Origin of the sequence: Rhodococcus indonesiensis (assembly GCF_047782815.1) — a bacterium.
Lineage (GTDB): Bacteria > Actinomycetota > Actinomycetes > Mycobacteriales > Mycobacteriaceae > Rhodococcus > Rhodococcus indonesiensis.
In genome coordinates this window covers 4,014,600-4,033,814 of record NZ_CP180630.1, presented here as the reverse complement: position 1 = coordinate 4,033,814, position 19,215 = coordinate 4,014,600, and the positions used below count along the sequence as shown (strand labels likewise).

At 70.5% G+C, this 19,215-nt stretch carries 19 protein-coding genes; 14 read left to right on the top strand and 5 right to left on the bottom strand.

Annotated features, from left to right (window positions below; genetic code table 11):
- Positions 1-170: 170 nt before the first annotated feature.
- A complete protein-coding gene (locus ACM26Y_RS18450) occupies positions 171-1,757 on the top strand; it encodes an AMP-binding protein (protein ID WP_371383460.1) in 1,587 nt (528 codons plus the stop codon).
- 4 nt (positions 1,758-1,761) lie between these two features.
- On the opposite strand, the gene ACM26Y_RS18445 is transcribed toward ACM26Y_RS18450, so the two are convergent.
- Together ACM26Y_RS18445 and ACM26Y_RS18440 are read right to left on the bottom strand one after the other, a co-directional pair.
- Positions 1,762-3,378: an FAD-dependent oxidoreductase gene (locus ACM26Y_RS18445; RefSeq protein WP_416061534.1), complete on the bottom strand. Its 1,617-nt coding sequence runs from the start codon at positions 3,376-3,378 to the stop codon at positions 1,762-1,764.
- 112 nt (positions 3,379-3,490) lie between these two features.
- Positions 3,491-5,281, bottom strand: coding sequence for an FAD-dependent oxidoreductase (locus ACM26Y_RS18440; protein WP_416061533.1), 1,791 nt, complete (start codon positions 5,279-5,281; stop codon positions 3,491-3,493).
- 108 nt (positions 5,282-5,389) lie between these two features.
- On the opposite strand from ACM26Y_RS18440, the gene ACM26Y_RS18435 reads away from it, so the two are divergent.
- From ACM26Y_RS18435 to ACM26Y_RS18425, 3 genes are all read left to right on the top strand, one after another.
- Positions 5,390-6,136 (top strand): phosphoglyceromutase, encoded by a 747-nt coding sequence (locus ACM26Y_RS18435; RefSeq protein ID WP_003937540.1) that lies wholly within the window; start codon positions 5,390-5,392, stop codon positions 6,134-6,136.
- A gap of 146 nt (positions 6,137-6,282) precedes the next feature.
- Positions 6,283-7,470 (top strand): sensor histidine kinase, encoded by a 1,188-nt coding sequence (locus ACM26Y_RS18430; protein WP_003937541.1) that lies wholly within the window; start codon positions 6,283-6,285, stop codon positions 7,468-7,470.
- A 91-nt stretch (positions 7,471-7,561) separates the two neighbouring features.
- Entirely contained in the window at positions 7,562-8,251 is a 690-nt protein-coding gene (locus ACM26Y_RS18425) for a response regulator transcription factor (RefSeq protein WP_003937542.1), read from the top strand.
- Positions 8,252-8,259: 8 nt separating this feature from the next.
- Here ACM26Y_RS18425 and ACM26Y_RS18420 read toward each other — a convergent pair whose 3' ends face one another.
- Complete coding sequence (locus ACM26Y_RS18420; protein WP_003937543.1) at positions 8,260-9,063, bottom strand: hypothetical protein; 804 nt, start codon at positions 9,061-9,063, stop codon at positions 8,260-8,262.
- 45 nt (positions 9,064-9,108) lie between these two features.
- Between ACM26Y_RS18420 and ACM26Y_RS18415 the strand changes: the two genes are divergently transcribed.
- The 3 genes from ACM26Y_RS18415 to ACM26Y_RS18405 are packed head-to-tail and all read left to right on the top strand — an operon-like array spanning position 9,109 to position 12,151.
- Complete coding sequence (locus ACM26Y_RS18415; protein ID WP_081608759.1) at positions 9,109-10,062, top strand: Ppx/GppA phosphatase family protein; 954 nt, start codon at positions 9,109-9,111, stop codon at positions 10,060-10,062.
- On the top strand, positions 10,059-11,174 hold the full coding sequence (locus ACM26Y_RS18410; protein ID WP_416061532.1) for a hypothetical protein: 1,116 nt from the start codon (positions 10,059-10,061) through the stop codon (positions 11,172-11,174). Before ACM26Y_RS18415 ends, ACM26Y_RS18410 begins: the two co-directional genes overlap by 4 nt.
- 14 nt (positions 11,175-11,188) lie before the next feature.
- Entirely contained in the window at positions 11,189-12,151 is a 963-nt protein-coding gene (locus ACM26Y_RS18405; protein ID WP_003937546.1) for a sugar phosphate isomerase/epimerase family protein, read from the top strand.
- Here ACM26Y_RS18405 and ACM26Y_RS18400 read toward each other — a convergent pair.
- Positions 12,107-12,526, bottom strand: coding sequence for a hypothetical protein (locus ACM26Y_RS18400; protein ID WP_416061531.1), 420 nt, complete (start codon positions 12,524-12,526; stop codon positions 12,107-12,109). The genes ACM26Y_RS18405 and ACM26Y_RS18400 overlap by 45 nt on opposite strands.
- 82 nt (positions 12,527-12,608) lie before the next feature.
- Between ACM26Y_RS18400 and ACM26Y_RS18395 the strand changes: the two genes are divergently transcribed.
- The 7 genes from ACM26Y_RS18395 (at position 12,609) to ACM26Y_RS18365 (ending at position 18,059) form a co-directional block, all read left to right on the top strand.
- Positions 12,609-13,361 (top strand): MerR family transcriptional regulator, encoded by a 753-nt coding sequence (locus ACM26Y_RS18395; RefSeq protein ID WP_416061530.1) that lies wholly within the window; start codon positions 12,609-12,611, stop codon positions 13,359-13,361.
- The gene (locus ACM26Y_RS18390) at positions 13,358-14,212 is read left to right on the top strand and encodes a thioesterase family protein (protein ID WP_289377849.1); all 855 of its coding nucleotides are present in this window, start codon (positions 13,358-13,360) and stop codon (positions 14,210-14,212) included. The genes ACM26Y_RS18395 and ACM26Y_RS18390 overlap by 4 nt, the downstream gene beginning before the upstream one ends.
- Positions 14,213-14,261: 49 nt before the next feature.
- On the top strand, positions 14,262-15,080 hold the full coding sequence (proC, locus tag ACM26Y_RS18385) for a pyrroline-5-carboxylate reductase (protein WP_289377850.1): 819 nt from the start codon (positions 14,262-14,264) through the stop codon (positions 15,078-15,080).
- Positions 15,081-15,201: 121 nt separating this feature from the next.
- Positions 15,202-15,438, top strand: a complete 237-nt coding sequence (locus tag ACM26Y_RS18380) for a helix-turn-helix domain-containing protein (protein ID WP_003937551.1) — start codon at positions 15,202-15,204, stop codon at positions 15,436-15,438.
- A 202-nt stretch (positions 15,439-15,640) separates the two neighbouring features.
- A complete protein-coding gene (locus ACM26Y_RS18375) occupies positions 15,641-15,742 on the top strand; it encodes a 30S ribosomal protein bS22 (RefSeq protein WP_003402602.1) in 102 nt (33 codons plus the stop codon).
- A 233-nt stretch (positions 15,743-15,975) separates the two neighbouring features.
- Entirely contained in the window at positions 15,976-17,046 is a 1,071-nt protein-coding gene (locus ACM26Y_RS18370) for an NAD-dependent epimerase/dehydratase family protein (protein ID WP_054373339.1), read from the top strand.
- Positions 17,043-18,059 (top strand): lysophospholipid acyltransferase family protein, encoded by a 1,017-nt coding sequence (locus tag ACM26Y_RS18365; protein WP_040782987.1) that lies wholly within the window; start codon positions 17,043-17,045, stop codon positions 18,057-18,059. Before ACM26Y_RS18370 ends, ACM26Y_RS18365 begins: the two co-directional genes overlap by 4 nt.
- Before the next feature lie 9 nt (positions 18,060-18,068).
- Here ACM26Y_RS18365 and ACM26Y_RS18360 read toward each other — a convergent pair whose 3' ends face one another.
- The gene (locus ACM26Y_RS18360; RefSeq protein ID WP_416061529.1) at positions 18,069-19,085 is read right to left on the bottom strand and encodes an HAD family hydrolase; all 1,017 of its coding nucleotides are present in this window, start codon (positions 19,083-19,085) and stop codon (positions 18,069-18,071) included.
- Positions 19,086-19,215: the final 130 nt, after the last annotated feature.

Genomic DNA, 19,215 nt, shown 5'->3' with positions numbered 1-19,215 from the left:
ACGCCGACACTGCCCGATCGGCCGGGCTCGGGGGCACGCGACCGGGCACGCGACGGTCCTCGACCCGGTAGTGTCCGGCATGCCTGTGACTGCCTTCACAGCCGTCGGATACCGTACTCCCGGCACGTCTGGCACGGCGTGCCAGAGATTCCTGCCCCCGAGGAGAACCAATGAGCTTTCGCAGTCCCTTTCCCGACGTCGAGATCCCGGCACTGAGTGTCTACGACTTCCTGTTCGGTTCGATCGCGGAATCGGACCTCGATCGCCCGGCGTTGATCGAGGGCGCGACCGGAGCCGTCACCGACTACCGGACCCTGATCGGGCAGATCGACGCCATCGCCGGTGCGCTCGCGGCGCGCGGGGTGGGAGTCGGTGACGTCGTCGGCCTGCTCTCGCCGAACGTGCCCGCCTTCGCGGCCGTGTTCCACGGCATCCTGCGGGCGGGGGCCACCGCGACCACCGTCAATGCCCTCTACACCGCCGAGGACATCGCCAAGCAACTCGAGGATTCCAAGGCGACGTTCTTCTTCACCGTCTCGCCGCTGCTGCCGCACGCGAAGGAGGCTGCGGCCGCGGTCGGCATCCCCGACGACCGTCTCGTCGTGCTCGACGGCGCCGAGGGGCATCCCTCCCTGCGCGACCTGCTCGCCGAGAACGCCCCCGCCCCCGAGGTGTCGTTCGACCCGGCCACCCATCTGGCGGTGCTGCCGTACTCGTCCGGCACCACCGGTCGCCCCAAGGGCGTGATGCTCACGCACACCAACCTGGTGGCGAACGTGTGCCAGATCAAGTCCCCGATCAGGATCGAACCCGACGACCGGATCCTCGCCGTCCTGCCGTTCTTCCACATCTACGGCATGACCGTTCTTCTGAACGCCGCCCTGGTCAACCGCGCGTCGCTGGTGACGATGCCGAAGTTCGACCTGCCGGAGTTCCTGCGGATCGTCTCCGAGCAGAAGTGCACCTACGTGTTCATCGCGCCGCCCGTCGCCGTTGCCCTGGCCAAGCACCCGCTCGTGGACCAGTACGACCTCTCGAGCGTGCACACCGTGTTCTCCGGCGCGGCGCCGCTGGACAGGGCGCTCGGGAACGCAGTGTCCGCGCGACTCGGATGGACGGTCCGCCAGGGCTACGGCATGTCCGAGATGAGCCCGGTCAGCCATGCCATTCCGTTCGACGGCGACGACGTGCCGCTCGACTCGGTAGGCCCGACGATCGCCAACATGGAGTGCAAGCTCGTCGACCCGACCACCGGCGAAGAGGTCGAGTACCCCACGGGCGAGGGGGTCTCCGAGCCGGGTGAGCTGTGGTGCAAGGGCCCCAACGTCATGGTCGGTTACCTGGGCAACCCGCAGGCCACCGCGGAGACCCTCGACGCCGACGGGTTCCTGCACACCGGCGACATCGCCACCGTCGACGCGGCCGGCAACGTCACCATCGTCGATCGGCTCAAGGAACTGATCAAGTACAAGGGCTACCAGGTGCCGCCCGCCGAACTCGAGGCGCTGCTGCTGACCCACCCGAAGATCGCCGACGTCGCGGTGATCGGCGTGCTCGACGACGAAGGCGAGGAGGTGCCCAAGGCGTTCGTCGTGCGCCAGCCGGACGCCGAACTCACCGAGGAGGAGGTCGTCGCGTTCGTCGCCGAGCGGGTCTCGCCGCACAAGAAGGTGCGGCAGGTGCAGTTCATCGACACCGTCCCGAAGTCCGCAGCCGGCAAGATCCTCCGTAAGGATCTGCGCACGCCGACGTCGTAGCCGGTCACCACCCGGGTCGCAGGATCCGGCCGAGATGCGCCGCGAGCGCCTCGAGCGTCGGATCCTGCGCCCGGAACCCGACATAGCCGTCCGGCCGCACCACCACGGCCGCGACGGCACCGTCGAAACCGTATGCCCGCGCGGCGCGGCCCGCGTCGTCGCGCAGTACCCGCCCGTCCGCCGGGCTCCCGGTGCTTCCCGCCACGAGCACGTACGCCCGCAGCGCGTCCCCGAAGCGGTCCGTCGCGTGCTCGGCGAGCTGTCGCTGTGCCTGCAGCGCCTGCGCCGTCGGCGCCCACAGCAGCACGGTGTGGCCGGGGTGGCGCAGCAGGTCGTGCAGCCGCAGCGGCGAGGCGACGGCGTCCTGCCGCAACCCCGTCGCATCGGGGGCACGATCGCCCGGAGCCGGGCCGCCGCCGTGCGGCCCGGCGCTACCCACGAGCGTGCTGTCCCGGTAGCCGAGCAGCAGCTGGGCCTCGCGTGCGATCGCGGTCGCGGCGTCCGTCTCCCCGGCCCCGAGGCCCTGCCGGGCGTGCCGCACGGTGCGGCCCACCACCTCCTCCCCGACGGGCCGGCGCTCGGCGTCGTAGCTGTCGAGCAGGCCGTCGGCGGCGCGTCCCTGCACTGCCAGCGCAAGCTTCCAGCCGAGGTTGTAGGCGTCCTGGATACCGGTGTTCATGCCCTGTGCCCCGGTCGGGGGATGGATGTGCGCGGCGTCCCCGGCCAGGAACACCCGGCCCCCGCCGTAGCTGCCGGCGAGGCGGTGGCTGATCCGGAACACCGACGACCAGCGCAGGGCATCGGCCCGTGTCGGTTCGGGTGCCAGCCGGTCGAGCACGGCCTGGATGTGGCCGAGGGTGGGCCGGCGTCCGCCCTCGAGCCCGTGGGCCACGGCTCCGGCGCCGGAGGCGGAGGTCGCCAGGTCCGGCGCCACGAAGGTCGACAGGCGGTAGCGGCCGGTGCCGGGCAGTGGGATGCACACCATCATGTCCGTGGTCGTCCCGTCGCTCGTCGTCGAGGCGCGGATGCCGTAGCCGCCCGGCATCGACCAGTCCAGTTCGACGTCGGCGAGCATGTACTCCTCGGGAAACGCGTCGCCGTCGAAGGACACCCCGAGTCCTTTTCGGACGGCGCTGTGCGCACCGTCGCAGCCGACCAGGTAACGGGCCACCAGCCGCGTGGTGTCGTCGCCGTCGCGCAGGGCGGCGACCACGCCGTCCGCGGTCCGCTCGAACCCGGTGAGCTCGACGCCGCGGCGCACGACGGTGCCGTGCTCGGCCAGGGCCTGCGTCAGCACCCGCTCCGTGGCGTACTGGGGCATGCAGACGAACCGGTACGGCACGTCCTCGGGCAGTTCGAGTTCGAGGCGCATCACTTGCCGGCCGTCGACGTAGAGGATCTGCCCGTGCATCGGCGCGGACACGTCGAGCGCCGGCCGGACCACGCCCATCGCGTCCCAGACCTCCAGGGTGCGCGGCTGGATGCCGACCGCCTTGGCGTACTGCGGCGGTTCCGGCAGCCGGTCGACGATCACGACGTCGACGCCGCGGCGGCGCAGTTCCAGCGCGGCGGTCAGTCCGACCGGGCCGGCGCCGACCACGAGTACCGAGGTCTCGCTCATGGGCATGCCCTTTCGTCGCGTTCGAGGGCAGTATGTCGGAATTCGGCGGCCGTGCGGGGACGGTTCGCCGCATCCGGAGCCGTGAGGTGACAGGTGCCCGGAGCGCGCGTCGTCACACGTCGAGCAGGTGCGGCAGGCCCGCGCGGTAGCGGTCGGCGTCGATGCGGCGCGCCGGTTCGAGTTCGGCCGGCTCGTACAGGCGGTACAGCGCCGGCGGCGCGGCGGGCGAGTCTGCGGCCTCGAGCAGTGCGGTGACGGCCGCGCGCGCGGATTCGCCGGCCGACTCCATGGTGGCGAGATCGATGTCGGTGCGGACGTAGTCCCCGGCGAGGAAGAGGTTCGGGATCGCGGTGCGGGCGGCCGGCCGGTCGGACAGGGAGCCGGCGGTGTTGACGAGCAGGGGAGTGGCGTTGGTGTTGCGGCCCTGCGCGGGATCCCACCGGATGCCGGGATCGAGGAACCAGGAGACGATGTCGTCCGCGTCGAGGACACCGGTGCCGGTGTCGTCGAGGCACGCCGACATCTGGGCCCACGTCTCCCGGGCGATCTCCTCGGCCGTGCACTCCTTCGCGGTCTTGCCGTGGAGGATGCCGGCGGTGTCCCAGTCGGAGATGTCCACGGACAGGCAGTCGTGGGCGCTGCCGTCGCCGTAGCGGGTGGCGAAGTCGCCGCGCCAGAACTGGCCCTGGCTGATGGAGGTCAGTGCCCACGGCGAGCCGAGGTATGCGACGTGACCGGCCGCGATCGGGGTGGGCCGCCGCAGGAAGTACTGGATGCCCACCATCCAGTCCGTGTGCAGGTTCCGCATGCCTTCGAGGCGAGGATCGGCGGCGAGGATCTGCGGTGACCACAGGGGCGTGGCCCGTTCGACGGGCATCGCCGCGACGTACCAGTCGGCTTCGGCGACGGACCGGGTGCCGTTGCCGTCCACCAGCCGTACTCCGGTGATCGAGCCGGACGCGATGTCGAGTCCCTCTGCTGCCCAGCCCATTTCGAATACGACCCCCAGGTCGCGCAGGTGCGCGGCCCACGGGGCGATCCACGCCTCGTCGGTGGGACCGGCAAGGACCCGGTCGAGATGACCGTATGCGGGGACGGTGCCCATCGCGTTCCATACGAATGCCTGGCCCATGATGCCGATGGTGCGGGTGGAGGCGACGGTGGGCCGGGCGGCCACCAGCTGACGGGTCAGGGCCGAGACGAGGATGTTGCGGTAGGCCGCCGACTTGCCGTCGGCCTCGAGTGTCTGCGACCACGTCCGGTGTTCCCACTGCCCGTTACGTCGTTCGAGACTGCTGGTCAGGAACATCACCAGCTTGCGGGTGAAGACGGCCAGCTCGTGCGGGGGGATCGCGCCGCCGAGGGAGAAGGCGGCGGCGAGGGAGTCCTGCAGCGAGGCGGGATCGAGGGCACCGTGGGGCAGCGGGGCGATCGACGCCGGGGCGACGAGGTCGGGCCCGCCGGGGATCGCCATCCGGAAGGCGGCGCCGGCGACGAGATTGTCGAACACGCCGTTCGGGTTGCCCGGGAAGGGGATCCGCCGCATCGTGTCGGGGATGTGCTGATAGAAGCCCGGGAAGAACCGGAAACCGTGCTCGCCGGGCAGGTCGGCGCGGCCGCCGGCCGCGGTGCCCGGCGACGGGATGCTGCGGGCCTTGCCGCCGAGGGCGGTCGGTTCGAAGACGGTGACCTCGAAACTGCGTTCGATCAGTTCGTGGGCGGCCGTCAGGCCCGCCACCCCGCCGCCGAGCACGGCGACGCGGCGGCCCGTCGACCGCAGTGCCGGGGAGCGCGGGGCGGCGTGGACGGGGGCGGGCGTGACCGCGAGGGCGCCCAGGGCGGTGAGGAAGGTGCGGCGGGAAAATCGGGTGTCGAACACGAGAAGCCCCCATCCGGACGACATTCTGGAAACAACCGTTGTCACATATATCCGATGCGTGCGTCTCCTGCGGGGGAATTCGCCGAACAGTGCGGACGTGGCACCGCCACGCGGGCGTGCCAGGATTGGCCCATGACCAACGGAACACTTGTGTTGCTCCGCCACGGCGAGAGCGAATGGAACGCGATGAACCTCTTCACGGGGTGGGTGGACGTCCACCTGACCGACAAGGGGATCGCCGAGGGCAAGCGGGCCGGTGAACTGCTCGCCGAGCACGATCTCCTGCCGGACGTGCTCTACACGTCGCTGCTGCGCCGCGCCATCAGCACCGCCAACTACGCGCTCGACGCCGCGGATCGGCACTGGATCCCGGTCGTGCGTGACTGGCGCCTGAACGAGCGGCACTACGGCGCGCTGCAGGGCAAGAACAAGGCGGAGATCAAGGCGGAGTTCGGCGACGAGCAGTTCATGCTGTGGCGCCGCAGCTACGACACCCCGCCCCCGCCGATCGAGGCCGGCAGCAAGTACAGCCAGGACAGCGACGTCCGGTACGCGGACGTCGACGAGGTGCCGCTCACCGAGTGCCTGAAGGACGTCGTCGAGCGCCTGATCCCGTACTGGGAGGAAACCATCTCCCAGGACGTGCGGGCCGGCCGGACCGTTTTGATCACGGCTCACGGCAATTCGCTGCGTGCTCTGGTCAAGCACCTCGACGGGATCTCCGACGAGGAGATCGCCGGGTTGAACATCCCCACCGGCATCCCGCTGCGCTACGACCTCGACGAGAACCTGCGCCCGCTGAACCCGGGTGGCACGTACCTCGATCCCGAGGCGGCCGCGGCGGGGGCCGCCGCCGTCGCCGGTCAGGGCGGCCGGTAGTTCCCGGGGGCCGCGGGCGGCTGCCCGCGGCCCCGGGGAAACGGGCGGTGAACACGCGGCAAATGCTGTGAACATGCGGTGTGACGTGCGGCGGAATGCCCCGACCCGCTGTCACCACCACGCCGCGCCTACGTACGATTCGAGACGTGACTGTTGCGCAGGCCGTGCTGCTCGCCGGGGCCGCCGTCCTCGGTGCCGTGTCCGCGATCGTGCTCATGCGGCTCCTTCGGCGCCGGTCCGCCGACCGCACGGACGCCGACCTCACCATGGCGCAGGTCCTCGATCGCGTGGTCTTCGGCGCGGACACGGGCATCGCCGTCGTCGACCGTTTCCACGACGTCATCCTGTTCAACCCGCGTGCCGAGGAACTCGGCCTGGTCCGCAACCGGCTCGTGGAGGACTCGGCCTGGGCGGCCGCCACGCGCGTCCTCGAGACGGGTGAGCCCACCGAACTCGACCTCACCGCGAAGACCCCTCGCGGTCGTGAGCGCGTGGCGGTGCGCTGCGTCGCGCGGCGTCTGCTCGACGACGACGCGCGCTTCGTTGCCCTGTACGCCTACGACGACTCGGAGCAGGTCCGGATGGAGGCCACGCGCCGGGACTTCGTCGCCAACGTCAGCCACGAACTCAAGACCCCGGTGGGCGCGATGGCCCTGCTCGCCGAAGCCCTGCTCGAATCCGCCGACGACCCGGAATCCGTGCGGCACTTCGGAACCCGGCTACAGAGCGAGGCCAACCGGCTCGGCAACATGGTGACCGAACTGATCGCGCTCTCGCGCCTGCAGGGGGCCGAGAAGCTGCCGAACCTCGAGGTGGTCGAGGTCGACGACGTCGTCGAGGAGGCTCTGCGCCGCACCCGCCTGACCGCCGAGAACGCGCAGATCACCGTCACCACCGACGCCGCCAGTGGCTACGAGGTCCTCGGCGACCAGACGCTGCTCGTCACCGCGCTGGCCAATCTGATCGAGAATGCGATCGCCTACTCGTCTCCGGGTTCGCCGGTATCGGTCAGCCGGTCCCTGCGCGCGGGCAAGGTCGCGATCGCGGTGACCGACCGCGGCATCGGGATCGAGAAGGAGGACCAGGAGCGCGTCTTCGAGCGGTTCTTCCGGGTCGACAAGGCCCGCTCCCGCGCCACCGGTGGCACCGGTCTCGGGCTGGCGATCGTCAAGCACGTCGCCGCCAACCACAACGGGGAGATCCGGTTGTGGAGCCAGCCGGGAACCGGGTCGACGTTCACCCTCCTCATCCCGGCCTGTTCCGCCGATCCCCGCGAATCCCACGGTGCCTCCCCGCGCCACGAGGGCGGGCCCGCACTGACGGTGGAGCGATGACGGGGGAGCCGTGACGACCATGCCGACACCTACGACGAGAATCGGAAATGAGCCGGATGCACCAGGTGACAAAGGGTACGGAGGACCAGCAGTGACGCGTGTGCTGATCGTGGAGGACGAGGAATCGCTGGCGGATCCGCTCGCGTTCCTGCTGCGCAAGGAGGGCTTCGAGACCACCGTCGTCGGCGACGGACCGTCGGCGCTCGCCGAATTCGACCGCGCCGGCGCGGACATCGTCCTGCTGGACCTGATGCTGCCCGGCATGAGCGGCACCGATGTCTGCAAGCAGCTGCGCACCCGGTCCGGCGTGCCGGTGATCATGGTGACCGCGCGCGACAGCGAGATCGACAAGGTGGTCGGCCTCGAACTGGGGGCGGACGACTACGTCACCAAGCCGTACTCGGCGCGCGAACTCATCGCCCGCATCCGTGCGGTGCTGCGCCGCGGCGGGGAGAGCGACGCCGAGGCGACGCAGGACGACGGGATCCTCGAGGCCGGGCCGGTGCGGATGGACGTGGACCGGCACGTCGTGCACGTGGCCGGCAATCCCGTCACGCTGCCGCTCAAGGAGTTCGACCTGCTGGAGTACCTGCTGCGCAACTCCGGCCGGGTGCTCACGCGCGGCCAGCTGATCGACCGGGTGTGGGGTGCCGACTATGTCGGCGACACCAAGACCCTCGACGTCCACGTCAAGCGGCTGCGCTCGAAGATCGAGACCGACCCCGCCAAGCCGCAGCACCTGGTCACGGTCCGCGGCCTGGGCTACAAGCTCGAAGGGTAGGGGCCCGGCTACGGGGTGCGCTCGGCGGCGGCCGTCGTCGCGGGATGCACGGCGATCAGGCCCAGCCCCTCGCGACGACGGCACAGCCGCGCGAGTTCCTCGTAGGCGGCGTCGCCGATCAGCTCACGCAGCTCCGGTGCGTACGACTGCCACACCGGCGCGGCACCCACGTGGGCGTCCGGCGAGCCGGAGCAGTACCAGTCCAGGTCGTGGCCGCCCTCGCCCCAGCCGCGCCGGTCGTACTCGGTGACGACGGTGCGTAGCACCTCGGTGCCGTCGGGCCGCTCGACCCAGTCCTGGGTGCGGCGGATCGGCAGTTGCCAGCACACGTCCGGCTTCACCTCGAGGGGCTCGATGCCGCGTCGCAGTGCCATCTTGTGCAGCGCGCAGCCGATGCCCCCGGCGAAGCCCGGCCGGTTGAGGAAGATGCACGCGCCCTTGTAGCGGCGAGTGCGCAGGGCCGGCTCGTCCTCAAGATCGTCCTCCTCGAGATAGCCCTTCTTGCCGAGTCCCTTCGGCATCAACTGCCAGTCCTCGGGCGTGAGATGTCTCACGGCGGCGTCCAGCTTGGCGCGATCGTCGTCGTCCGACAGGAACGCGCCGTGCGAGCAGCATCCGTCGTCCGGCCGGCCGGCGATGATGCCCTGACACGCGGGCGTGCCGAACACGCAGGTCCAGCGGGAGAGCAGCCACGTCAGGTCGGCGGCGACGACGTGCTCGCTGTTGTCCGGGTCGATGAACTCGACCCATTCGCGCGGGAAATCGAGGGGAACTTCGGGGGCCGGGACCTGCTTGTGGGCGGCACCGGGCATACCTGCTGTCACAGGACCCGACGGTAGACCCAGTACCGTATGTATGTGCGCCTAGGGGTACTCGACGTCGGAAGCAACACCGTTCACCTACTCGTGGTGGATGCTCATCGCGGTGGCCATCCCACCCCCATGAGCTCGACGAAGGCGACCCTGCGCCTGTCCGAGAACATCGACGACCGCGGTGACATCACCCCCCAGGGCGCCGACCGGCTGGTCGAGACGGTCGCCGACTTCGCCGGCATCGCGCGTACCTCCGGGTGCGAGGAGCTGATGGCCTTCGCAACCTCGGCGGTGCGCGATGCCACTAACTCCGACGCGGTGCTCAGTCGCGTCCGCGCCGAGACCGGCGTCGCACTCGAGGTGCTCTCGGGGGTGGACGAGGCCCGGCTGACGTTCCTCGCGGTGCGGCGGTGGTACGGCTGGAGCGCGGGACGCATCCTGTGCCTGGACATCGGCGGCGGCTCCCTGGAGCTGACCTTCGGGGGCGACGAGGACCCCGACGTCGCGTTCTCACTGCAGCTCGGTGCCGGGCGCCTGACCCGGGACTGGCTGAGCGAGGACCCGCCCGGCAAGCGGCGCGTCGCGGTGCTGCGGGACTGGCTCGACGCCGAGCTCGTCCGGCCCGCCGAGGAACTGCGGGCGGCCGGCGTTCCCGACCTGTGCGTGGGGAGCTCGAAGACCTTCCGCACCCTCGCACGGCTGACCGGTGCCGCCCCCTCGTCGGCGGGCCCCCGGGTGCGGCGCACCCTGACCGCCGCCGGGTTGCGTCAGCTCATCGCATTCATCTCCCGCATGACAGCCGCGGACCGTGCCGAGCTCGAGGGCGTGAGCTCCGACCGGTCGCAGCAGATCGTCGCCGGTGCCCTCGTCGCGGAGGCCGCCATGCGCGCGCTGGGAGTGGAAACGCTCGATATCTGTCCCTGGGCCCTGAGAGAGGGGCTCATTCTCCGCAAGCTCGACACCGAGATGGGGGGCGAACTGATGGTGGTTTCGCAATGACGGACGGCAACAGCACCGACACCGGGCAGATCTCCGTCGCGGAGCTGCTGGCCCGTAACGGCCAGAAGGTGAATTCCCGCGCCGGCGGACGCCGCCGCCGCGGCGTCAGCGGCGGCATCTCGGTCGCGGAGCTGACCGGGGAGATTCCCGTCACCGTCCCGGAATCGGCCCAGACGTCGAAGGCGGGCGTCCCCGAGACCGAGGATTCCGAGACTGCCGCGCCCGAAACCGCTGTCCCGGAGACTGCCGTCTCCGAGGCCGAGGACTCCGGCGCCGGCGTCCCGGAGGCAGCGCCGGTCGTGTCCGCTCCGCCGAAGGCGCAGACGCCGGAGCCGCCGAAGGCGCAGACGCCGGAGCCGCCGAAGGCGCAGACGCCGGAGCCGCCGAAGGCGCAGACACCGGTGGCGGCCGAGGCGGACCGCCGCGAATCCCGGCGCCCCGAGGCCGAGTCGCCCGGGCCCGAGACCCCGGTCCCGACGTCCCTGCACCGGACGCGCGAGGAGTCGGCGGCCGAGCCGGTGCCGCCGGTGAAGGTCGAATCGCCGACCGAGATCATCCGTCCGGCCGTCCTGCCGCGACGGGCGCGGGCGCACGCCGAGGTGGCCGCGAATGCGCCGGCGCGGCCCGCCGACACGCCCGAACCGAGGCTGCTGTCCGGCCCCGCGAGCGACCTGCGGGGCAGCAGCGACGACACCGCCGACGGCGAGACCGAGACGATCGGCAAGGCCGTGGCCGCGGACGAGCAGGACGCGGAGCAGCGGGAGAAGCCCGCTTCTCGTCGCGGCGCTGCCGCGTCGGCGGAGACCCCGGCCGCGGCAGAGGCCCCGTCCGACACCGGAAAGTCCCGCGGCGCGATCGCCCAGTGGGCGTGGCTGATCGGCGAGGGCATCGTCGCGATCGTCGCGGGCGCACTGCTGTTCAAGGGGTTCGAGCAGCTGTGGGATGTGTTGCCGTGGGTGGCGTTCGCACTTGCCCTGCTGGTCATCGTCGGTCTCGTGGCGATGGTGCGTATCCTCCGCCGCACCGACGACATCGCGAGCCAGCTCATCGCCCTCGCCGTGGGTGCCTTCGTGACATTCGGTCCGCTGTTGTTCCTGCTGCCCACCGGCTGAACCGGCCCGTCGTCATGAGCACTCTGTCGCGAGAGATCCTGGTCGGACTGTCCACCGCCTCGGTGTACCCGGAGAACACCGAGGCGGCCTTCCGCTACGCGGCCGAGCTCGGCTACGACGGCGTGGAGCTGATGGTCTGGGCGGAGTCGGTGAGCCAGGACGTGCGTGCGGTGCAGGCGCTGGTGCGCAAGTACGGCATCCCGGTGCTGGCGGTGCACGCGCCGTGCCTGCTGATCTCGCAGCGCGTGTGGGGTCCGGACCCGGCCGCGAAGCTCGAGCGTTCGGTGCGAGCAGCGGAGGCGCTCGGGGCCGCCTCGGTGGTGGTGCATCCGCCGTTCCGGTGGCAGCGCCGGTACGCGGAGGGCTTCGCGGATCAGGTCGCGGACCTCGAGGACCGCAGTCATGTGGTCGTCGCGGTGGAGAACATGTACCCGATGCGCGCCGACGTGTTCTTCGGTGGCCGCGACCGCACCGCGCAGCGCATGAGACGACGGGGCGGGCCCGGCCGGGCGGTATCGGCCTTCAGCCCGTCGATCGATCCCACCGACACCGGCTTCGCGCACTACACACTGGACCTGTCGCACACGGCCACGGCGGGGATGGACGCGATGGCTCTCGCCGAGCGGATGGGCAGTGGTCTGGCTCATCTGCACCTCGCGGACGGTCACGGTGCGTCGACGGACGAGCATCTGCTCCCGGGCGACGGTGGTCAGCCGTGCGAACAGGTGTGCCGGCTGCTGGCCGAGAGCGACTTCTCCGGGCACGTCGTTCTGGAGGTCAGTACCCAGGGGGCGCGCACACGGTCCGCGCGGGCGGGCGCGCTGACCCGGTCGCTGGCCTTCGCGCGCGAGCATCTGCACCGAGCCCCCCGCCTGGCGATCACCACCGGGCCCGAGCATCCGCGTGCGACGACGATCGAGCAGGTGCACCCGTCAGGCCAGAGCACCGATTCCGGCGCCGAGAACCACGACTCCTGAGATCGTCACGCCGGCGGCGAGGGCGGCGGCGCCGAGCCACACGCAGGCGATCATGGCGCCCGGCCGCTGGGGGTCGCGGCCGAGTACGGACAGGAAGAACCCGGCGGGAATCAGGATTGCCGAGCCGAGCACTGCGATCGCGCCCACGGCGGCCCATCCGGGTGAGGCGCCGACGGCGTCGGTGAGTACGGCGACCAGCAGTCCCAGGGTGACGAGGACGCCGGCGTGGGCGTGACCGGCGCGGAAGAAGGACTTCTGCAGATCGTTGGCCGGCACGTGCCCGCCTGCGACGCGCAGCAGGAAGGTGCCGCCGAAGGCGATCCCGGTGACGGTGAGCAGGGTGGCGCCGAGAGCGATGACGAGTACGGGATGCACGGAACCCTCCTCGCGGAGTATTGGATAGTTGCAGTATCCAATACTGGATAGTTGTACTATCCGTTGTCAAGAGGAGGTGGCGGTGCGGATCTCGGAACTGGTGGACCGGACGGGTGTCCCCCTGGCGACCGTGAAGTACTACCTGCGCGAGGGACTGCTGATGCCGGGCGAGGCGACCAGCGCCACCCAGGCCCGGTACGACGAGCGGCACGTCCGGCGCCTCGCTCTGATCCGTGCACTCGCCGCCCAGGGGCTGCCGCTGCCGCGCATCCGCGAGATCGTCCGCCTCCTCGACGGCACCGACGAGTCGCTGTTCGTCGCCCTCGGCCGAGCCGTCGCAGCGCTGCCGCCCTACCCACCCGACGAGCCCGCATCCCACGACTATCCGCGCGCCCGGCGCGTCCTCGAACGGCTCGGTCAGCTCTACGACCCGAGGTTCGCCGCGGTCGCCCAGCTCGAGCGGGCCCTCGCCGCCCTCGATTCCGCCGGCCTGTCGATGAGCGACGAGCGCATCGACGTCTACGGACGGCACGTGCTCGGCATCGCCGAGATCGACATCGACCTGCTGCCCACCCGGTCCCGGGAGGCGACGGTCGAGGCGGCGGTCCTCGGCACCGCCCTGTACGAACCTGTCCTCACCGCGATGCGCCGGCTCGCACACCAGCACCTTGCCGCTCGGCGCTTCACCGAGTCCGGCGCCCCGGACGGACCCGTCCCCGAGTCACCGGACGGACCCGTCCCAGAGCCACGGGACGGCCCCGTCCCCGAGCCGCCGGATGGACTCGACGCGAAGTCACCGGACGGATCCGTCCCCGATTCACAGGAGCAGCAGTGACCGACACCGTGCCAGATTCCGGCAACCACCCGTTCCGCGACCTGACGACGCTCGACGCCGCCGGCGACGACCGCTGGCTCGCCCACATCGCCCCGATCTGGACGATCGGCCCCAAGGTGCACGGTGGCTGCATGCTCGCCGTGTGCGCCGCGGCGGCCCGCTCGGCGGCGCAGGCGGCGGGATCCGATCCGGCGGCGCAACCTCTTGCGGTCAGTGCCGGGTTCGTCGCCGCCCCCGACCCGGGCGACGTCCAGCTCACCACCACCGTCCGCAAGCTCGGGAAGCAGGTCGGGCTCGTCGACGTGGAGCTCTCGCAGGGGGACCGGGTCGCGGTCCGTGCCTCGGTGACGCTCGGCAGGCCCGACGCGGGCGAGCCGCGGTATGCCACTGCCCATCCGGTCGCCGCACTGTCGGTGCAGCCACCCGACGGCGCGCCCCTCATCGGCCCCGGCCATCCGATGGCCCAGGTGGTGAACCTGTGCGCGGGCGCCGACCTCGTCGTGGACGAGACCAGTGCCCGCTTCCTCGCAGGAGAGCAGGGTGAACCGGTCGTGCGGATGTGGGCGCGGCCGTGGGCGGGGGACGAGGCCGACGTCGACACCGCCGCGCTGTTCGCGCTCATGGCCGGGGACATCTCCGCGCCGGTCACCATGAATCGGGGCCTGTTCGGCTGGGCGCCGACGGTGCAGCTCACCGCGTATCTGCGGCGACTGCCGGCACCCGGCTGGCTGCGGATCATGGCCGACAGCACGGTCCTGGGTAACGCCTGGTTCGAGGAGGACCACACCGTCGTCGATGCCACCGGCGCCGTCGTCGTCCAGAGTCGTCAGCTCGCGATGGTCCCGCGCTGATCGTCAGGGGGGTGCGGACCCCGGCAGCGGCCGTGGCAGGCTGTTGCCCATGACGAGAATTGCGGTGATCGGTGGCGGCAGGATCGGTGAGGCGCTGGTCTCGGGGCTGCTGCACAGTGGATTCGCGACCAAGGATCTGGTGGTCGTCGAGAAGTTCCCGGCGCGGAGCGAGGAGCTCACCGCCGAGTACTCGATCCGGGTCACCGACTCGATCGCCGACGCGGCCGAAGGCGCGGACGTGCTGGTGATCGCGGTCAAGCCGGGCGACGTCGACGTCGTGCTCGCCGATCTGGGCAAGGCCGACCTCGACAGCGAACGCGAGAAGCTGCTGATGTCGCTGGTCGCCGGCGTGCCCACGTCGCGGTACGAGAACCGGCTGCCGGCCGGATCGCCGGTCGTGCGCGTCATGCCCAACACCCCGATGCTGGTGGGGGAGGGCGCGAGCGTGATCGCCGCCGGCCGGCACGTCAAGCCCGACGATCTGGCGCTGGCACGCCAGGTTCTCGAGTCGGTGGGGACCGTGACGGTGGTACCCGAGTCCCAGATCGACGCGGTGACCGCTGTGTCCGGTTCGGGTCCGGCGTACTTCTTCCTCGTCGCCGAGGCGATGATCGACGCGGGCGTCGCCCTCGGTCTGACGCGGGCGACGACCACCGAGCTCGTGGTGCAGACGATGACCGGCTCGGCGGCCATGCTCGCCCGGTCGGGGGAGAACGCCGCCGACCTGCGCGCGGCGGTGACATCGCCGGGTGGAACCACCGCGGCGGCGATCCGGGAACTGGAACGTGGCGGCGTGCGGACGGCGTTCTACGAGGCGCTCGCGGCGGCCCGGGAACGCTCGGCCGCACTCGGTTCGTCCGCTGATTGAGGAAATTGGTCGTGCGCATCGTCGCACGGGAACCATTGGTCACGCTAAGCTCGATTGAGCACGTGCGTGTCTGTTCCGCCGGAGGGGAAGCCGGCGGCGCGGGACGTGCCGGAGGTGTGTAATGGTATCTGGAAGCAAACCGTCGAAGGGCCAACCCGAGGACGGTCAGTCGGTTCTCTCCGGCACCCAGTTCCTCACCGTCGCCGAAGTGGCGGCGCTGATGCGGGTGTCGAAGATGACCGTGTACAGGCTGGTGCACAGCGGGGAACTACCCGCCGTGCGAGTGGGACGTTCGTTCCGTGTGCACGCCAAGGCCGTGCACGATTACCTGGAAACGTCCTACTTCGACGTCGGCTGAGCGGTCGTCGGCCGCAATCGGAGCCCGGAGCGGACCTCGGTTTCACTAGTCGAAACCCGCCCCGGTACGATTGCTTGTCGTCGTACCGGCCACCCGGTGTCGTGAGGCGCTGAGCTCGTCACCACGCGGCCCAGCGTCGACTACAGGCGTACGTCACCGGCGTGCGCGCAGGAACGCTAGAGAGAACGTGAGGGAAACCCTGATGGGTTCTGTGATCAAGAAGCGCCGTAAGCGCATGTCGAAGAAGAAGCACCGTAAGCTGCTCCGCCGCACCCGAGTGCAGCGTCGTAAACTCGGCAAGTAGATCGATTCCCCGATGCCCGTCACCCGTGTGGTGGCGGGCATCGAGCGTCTGGGTCGGCGGGCCGTCGAGGGTCGCCCGCCGAACGCCCGATCCGGGTGGTACGCGGGGTTCGGGTGGCCGAGGACGAAAGTCCCGCATCGAAGTCTTTCCGGTGATCGGTTACTCCGGTGTAATGCTTTGTTGCGAAAGTCACCGTATCGTGAGAGACCGAAGTGACAGCAGGGGGTGAGTGGGTGAGTTCGGAGATCGACGGAATCGACCCGCCGAGGGTGGCTCTGGTCACCGGCGCGAGCCGATTCCTCGGGGGGTACCTGGTCACCCGTCTGGCCCAGCACCCCGGCGTCGAACGCGTCATCGCGGTCGACACCCAATCGCCCACCAAGGACATGCTGCGGCGCATGGGCCGCGCCGAGTTCGTGCTCGCCGACATCCGCAACCCGCTCATCGGCAAGGTCATCCGGAACATGGACGTCGACACCGTCGTCCACACCTCCACCCTCACCAAGGCGCCGAAGTCCGGCAGTCGCGCCGCGATGAAGGACATGAACGTCCTCGGTGCGATGCAGTTGTTCGCCGTGTGCCAGAAGACCCCGTCCGTGCGACGCGTCGTGCTGCGCTCCTCGTCGGTGGTGTACGGGTCGAGTGCGAAGGACCCCGCGAAATTCACCGAGGAGATGAGCGCGCGCCGCCGGCCGACCGGCGCTTTCGCCCGCGACATGATCGAGGTGGAGGGTTATCTGCGCGGGATGGCACGCCGGCGACCGGACATCGCCGCGACGATCCTGCGCCTCGCCCCGACGGTGGGCAACCATCTGCCCGGCTCCGTCTCGCGGTACCTCACCTCGCCGATCGTGCCCACCATTCTCGGCCGCGATGCCCGGTTGCAGCTGCTGCACGAGGAGGATGCGCTCTCGGCGCTCGAACGCGCCACCGTCGCCGGACAGGCCGGGACCTACAACGTCGCCGGGGACGGCATCGTGATGATGTCGCAGGCCGTGCGGCGCGCCGGCGGACTGACCGTGCCGATGCCCTACGGCTTGTTCCGCACCGTCGGGCAGGCGCTGATGGGGCCGGTGATGAAGTCGTTCAACAAGGAAGAACTCGACTACTTCCACTTCGGGCGCGGGCTGGACACCACGCGGATGCGCACCGAACTCGGCTTCGAGCCGAGGTGGACCACGAGGCAGGCTCTCGACGACTACGCTCGCAGCGTCGGGCTGCGGCAGGTCGTCAGGACGGAATGGGTCGATCGAACCGAGTCGATCCTGCTCTCGGCGCTCGGAGAGCGGATGGAGGCGCGATGACAGAAGTGGCCAAGGTGATCCCACTCCACGGGGGAGCGGGGTCGGCACGACGGGCGGGTGCACGCCCGGGCGCCGGTTCCGGTCACCCGTCGACGTACGGCTCCCCGATCCCACCCGAACGGCCCGCAGCGCCGGTGCAGGAGACGGCGGCGGACGGGTTCCTCGACGACCTGCGGCACAAACTGGTCGGACAGATCACCGGCACCGCCGAGTTCCTGCGGCGACGGATCACCGGCGACTACGAGGTGGACGACTTCGGCTTCGACCCGCACTTCACCGACAACGTCCTGCTGCCGGCGCTGCGGCCGCTGTTCGAGAAGTGGTTCCGTGTCGAAGTGCGCGGCATCGAGAACATCCCGGCCGACGGGAGCGCGCTGATCGTCGCCAACCATGCCGGCACCTTGCCGGTGGACGCATTGATGACTTCCGTTGCGGTGCACGACCTCGCCCACCGTCCCCTGCGCATGCTCGCGGCCGACCTCGCCTTCGGCATGCCGGTCGTCGGGAGCGTCACCCGCAAGGCGGGACACACTCTCGCGTGCCATCCGGATGCCGAGCGGCTCCTGCGCGAGGATCAGGTGGTCGCGGTGTTCCCCGAGGGGTACAAGGGTCTCGGCAAGCCGTTCAGTGAACGCTACAAGCTGCAGCGGTTCGGGCGTGGGGGCTTCGTCTCGGCCGCGCTCCAGACCAAGGCACCGATCGTGCCCTGCTCGATCGTCGGTTCGGAGGAGATCTACCCGAAGATCGCCGACCTGACGTCCATCGCCCGGCTCCTCGGCCTTCCGTACTTCCCGATCACCCCGCTGTTCCCGGCTCTCGGCCCGCTGGGCATCGTGCCGCTGCCCTCGAAGTGGTACATCGAGTTCGGTACGCCGATCGCCACCGACGTCTACGACGATGCCGCGGTGGAGGATCCGATGGTGTTGTTCGAGGTGACCGACCACGTGCGGGAGACCATCCAGCAGACGCTGTACCGGTTGCTCACCAAACGGCGCAACGTGTTCCTCGGTTGAGCCCGGCCGTCACGCCGCCGAGTCGCGGCGACGGCCGAGAGCGGCGGCGAGCGCGACCCCCGCGGCGCCGAGGGCCAGCGCCGTCGGAACTCCGATGCGCGCCGCCTTGCGGGCCGTGCGGAAGTCCCGGATCTCCCATCCCCGGGTCTTCGCGAGTTCCCGCAGGTCGGCGTCGGGATTGACGGCGACCGGCGTGCCGACGAGCGAGAGCATGGGGACGTCGTTGTGGCTGTCGGAGTATGCCGTGCAGCGCTTGAGGTTCAGGCCCTCGCGGATCGCCAGGGCCCGCACCGCGTGCGCCTTGCCCAGGCCGTGCAGGATGTCGCCGACGAGACGGCCGGTGAACACGCCGTCCTCCGACTCGGCGACGGTTCCGAGGGCACCGGTCAGGCCGAGGCGCTCGGCGATGACGTTCGCCAGTTCGACCGGCGTCGCTGTCACCAGCCACACCTGCTGCCCGGCGTCGAGGTGCATCTGTGCCAGCGCACGGGTACCGGGCCAGATCTTGTCCGCGATGATCTCGTCGTAGATCTCCTCGCCGAGACGGGCCAGCTCCGCCGTGGACCGGCCGGCGACGAACGACAGCGCCTTCTCGCGGCCGCTGGCGACGTCGTCCGAGTTCTCCTTGCCGGTGACCCGGAACTTGACCTGCTGCCAGGCGAATTCGGCCAGGTCGGACTTGGTGAAGTAGTCGCGGGCGGCAAGTCCGCGCGCGAAGTGGATGATCGACGCGCCCTGCACCATCGTGTTGTCGACGTCGAAGAACGCGGCCGCGGTGAGGTCCTGCGGAACCGGGGTCGTCGAGACGTCGACGGACTCGGCCTCGGTGCGAGCCTCCTGCAGGGCGAGCGCGGCGTCGGCGCTCGCCTGTCCGGCGAGGTTCGCGCGAACCTCGGTCTCGCTGGGGCCGAACTTGCTCAGCAGCCGGGGCCGGCCGGGCCGGATCAGGCCGGCCAGGGTCTCGCTGACGCGACCGGCCAGGTTCTCGCCGAATCCCCAGCCGTGTGGCACTGGACGTTCCGGCACCTGCACCTCCCTGTTGCGCGACGGCCGCGCCGTCGAGTGCTGCCGGCCGGGTTTGCCGGCGGCCGGCCGTCGTGTGTGGCAGACCGCCTCAGCCTAGCCCGCGCGGTGCCCCGCTCCGCGCATTGCCGCA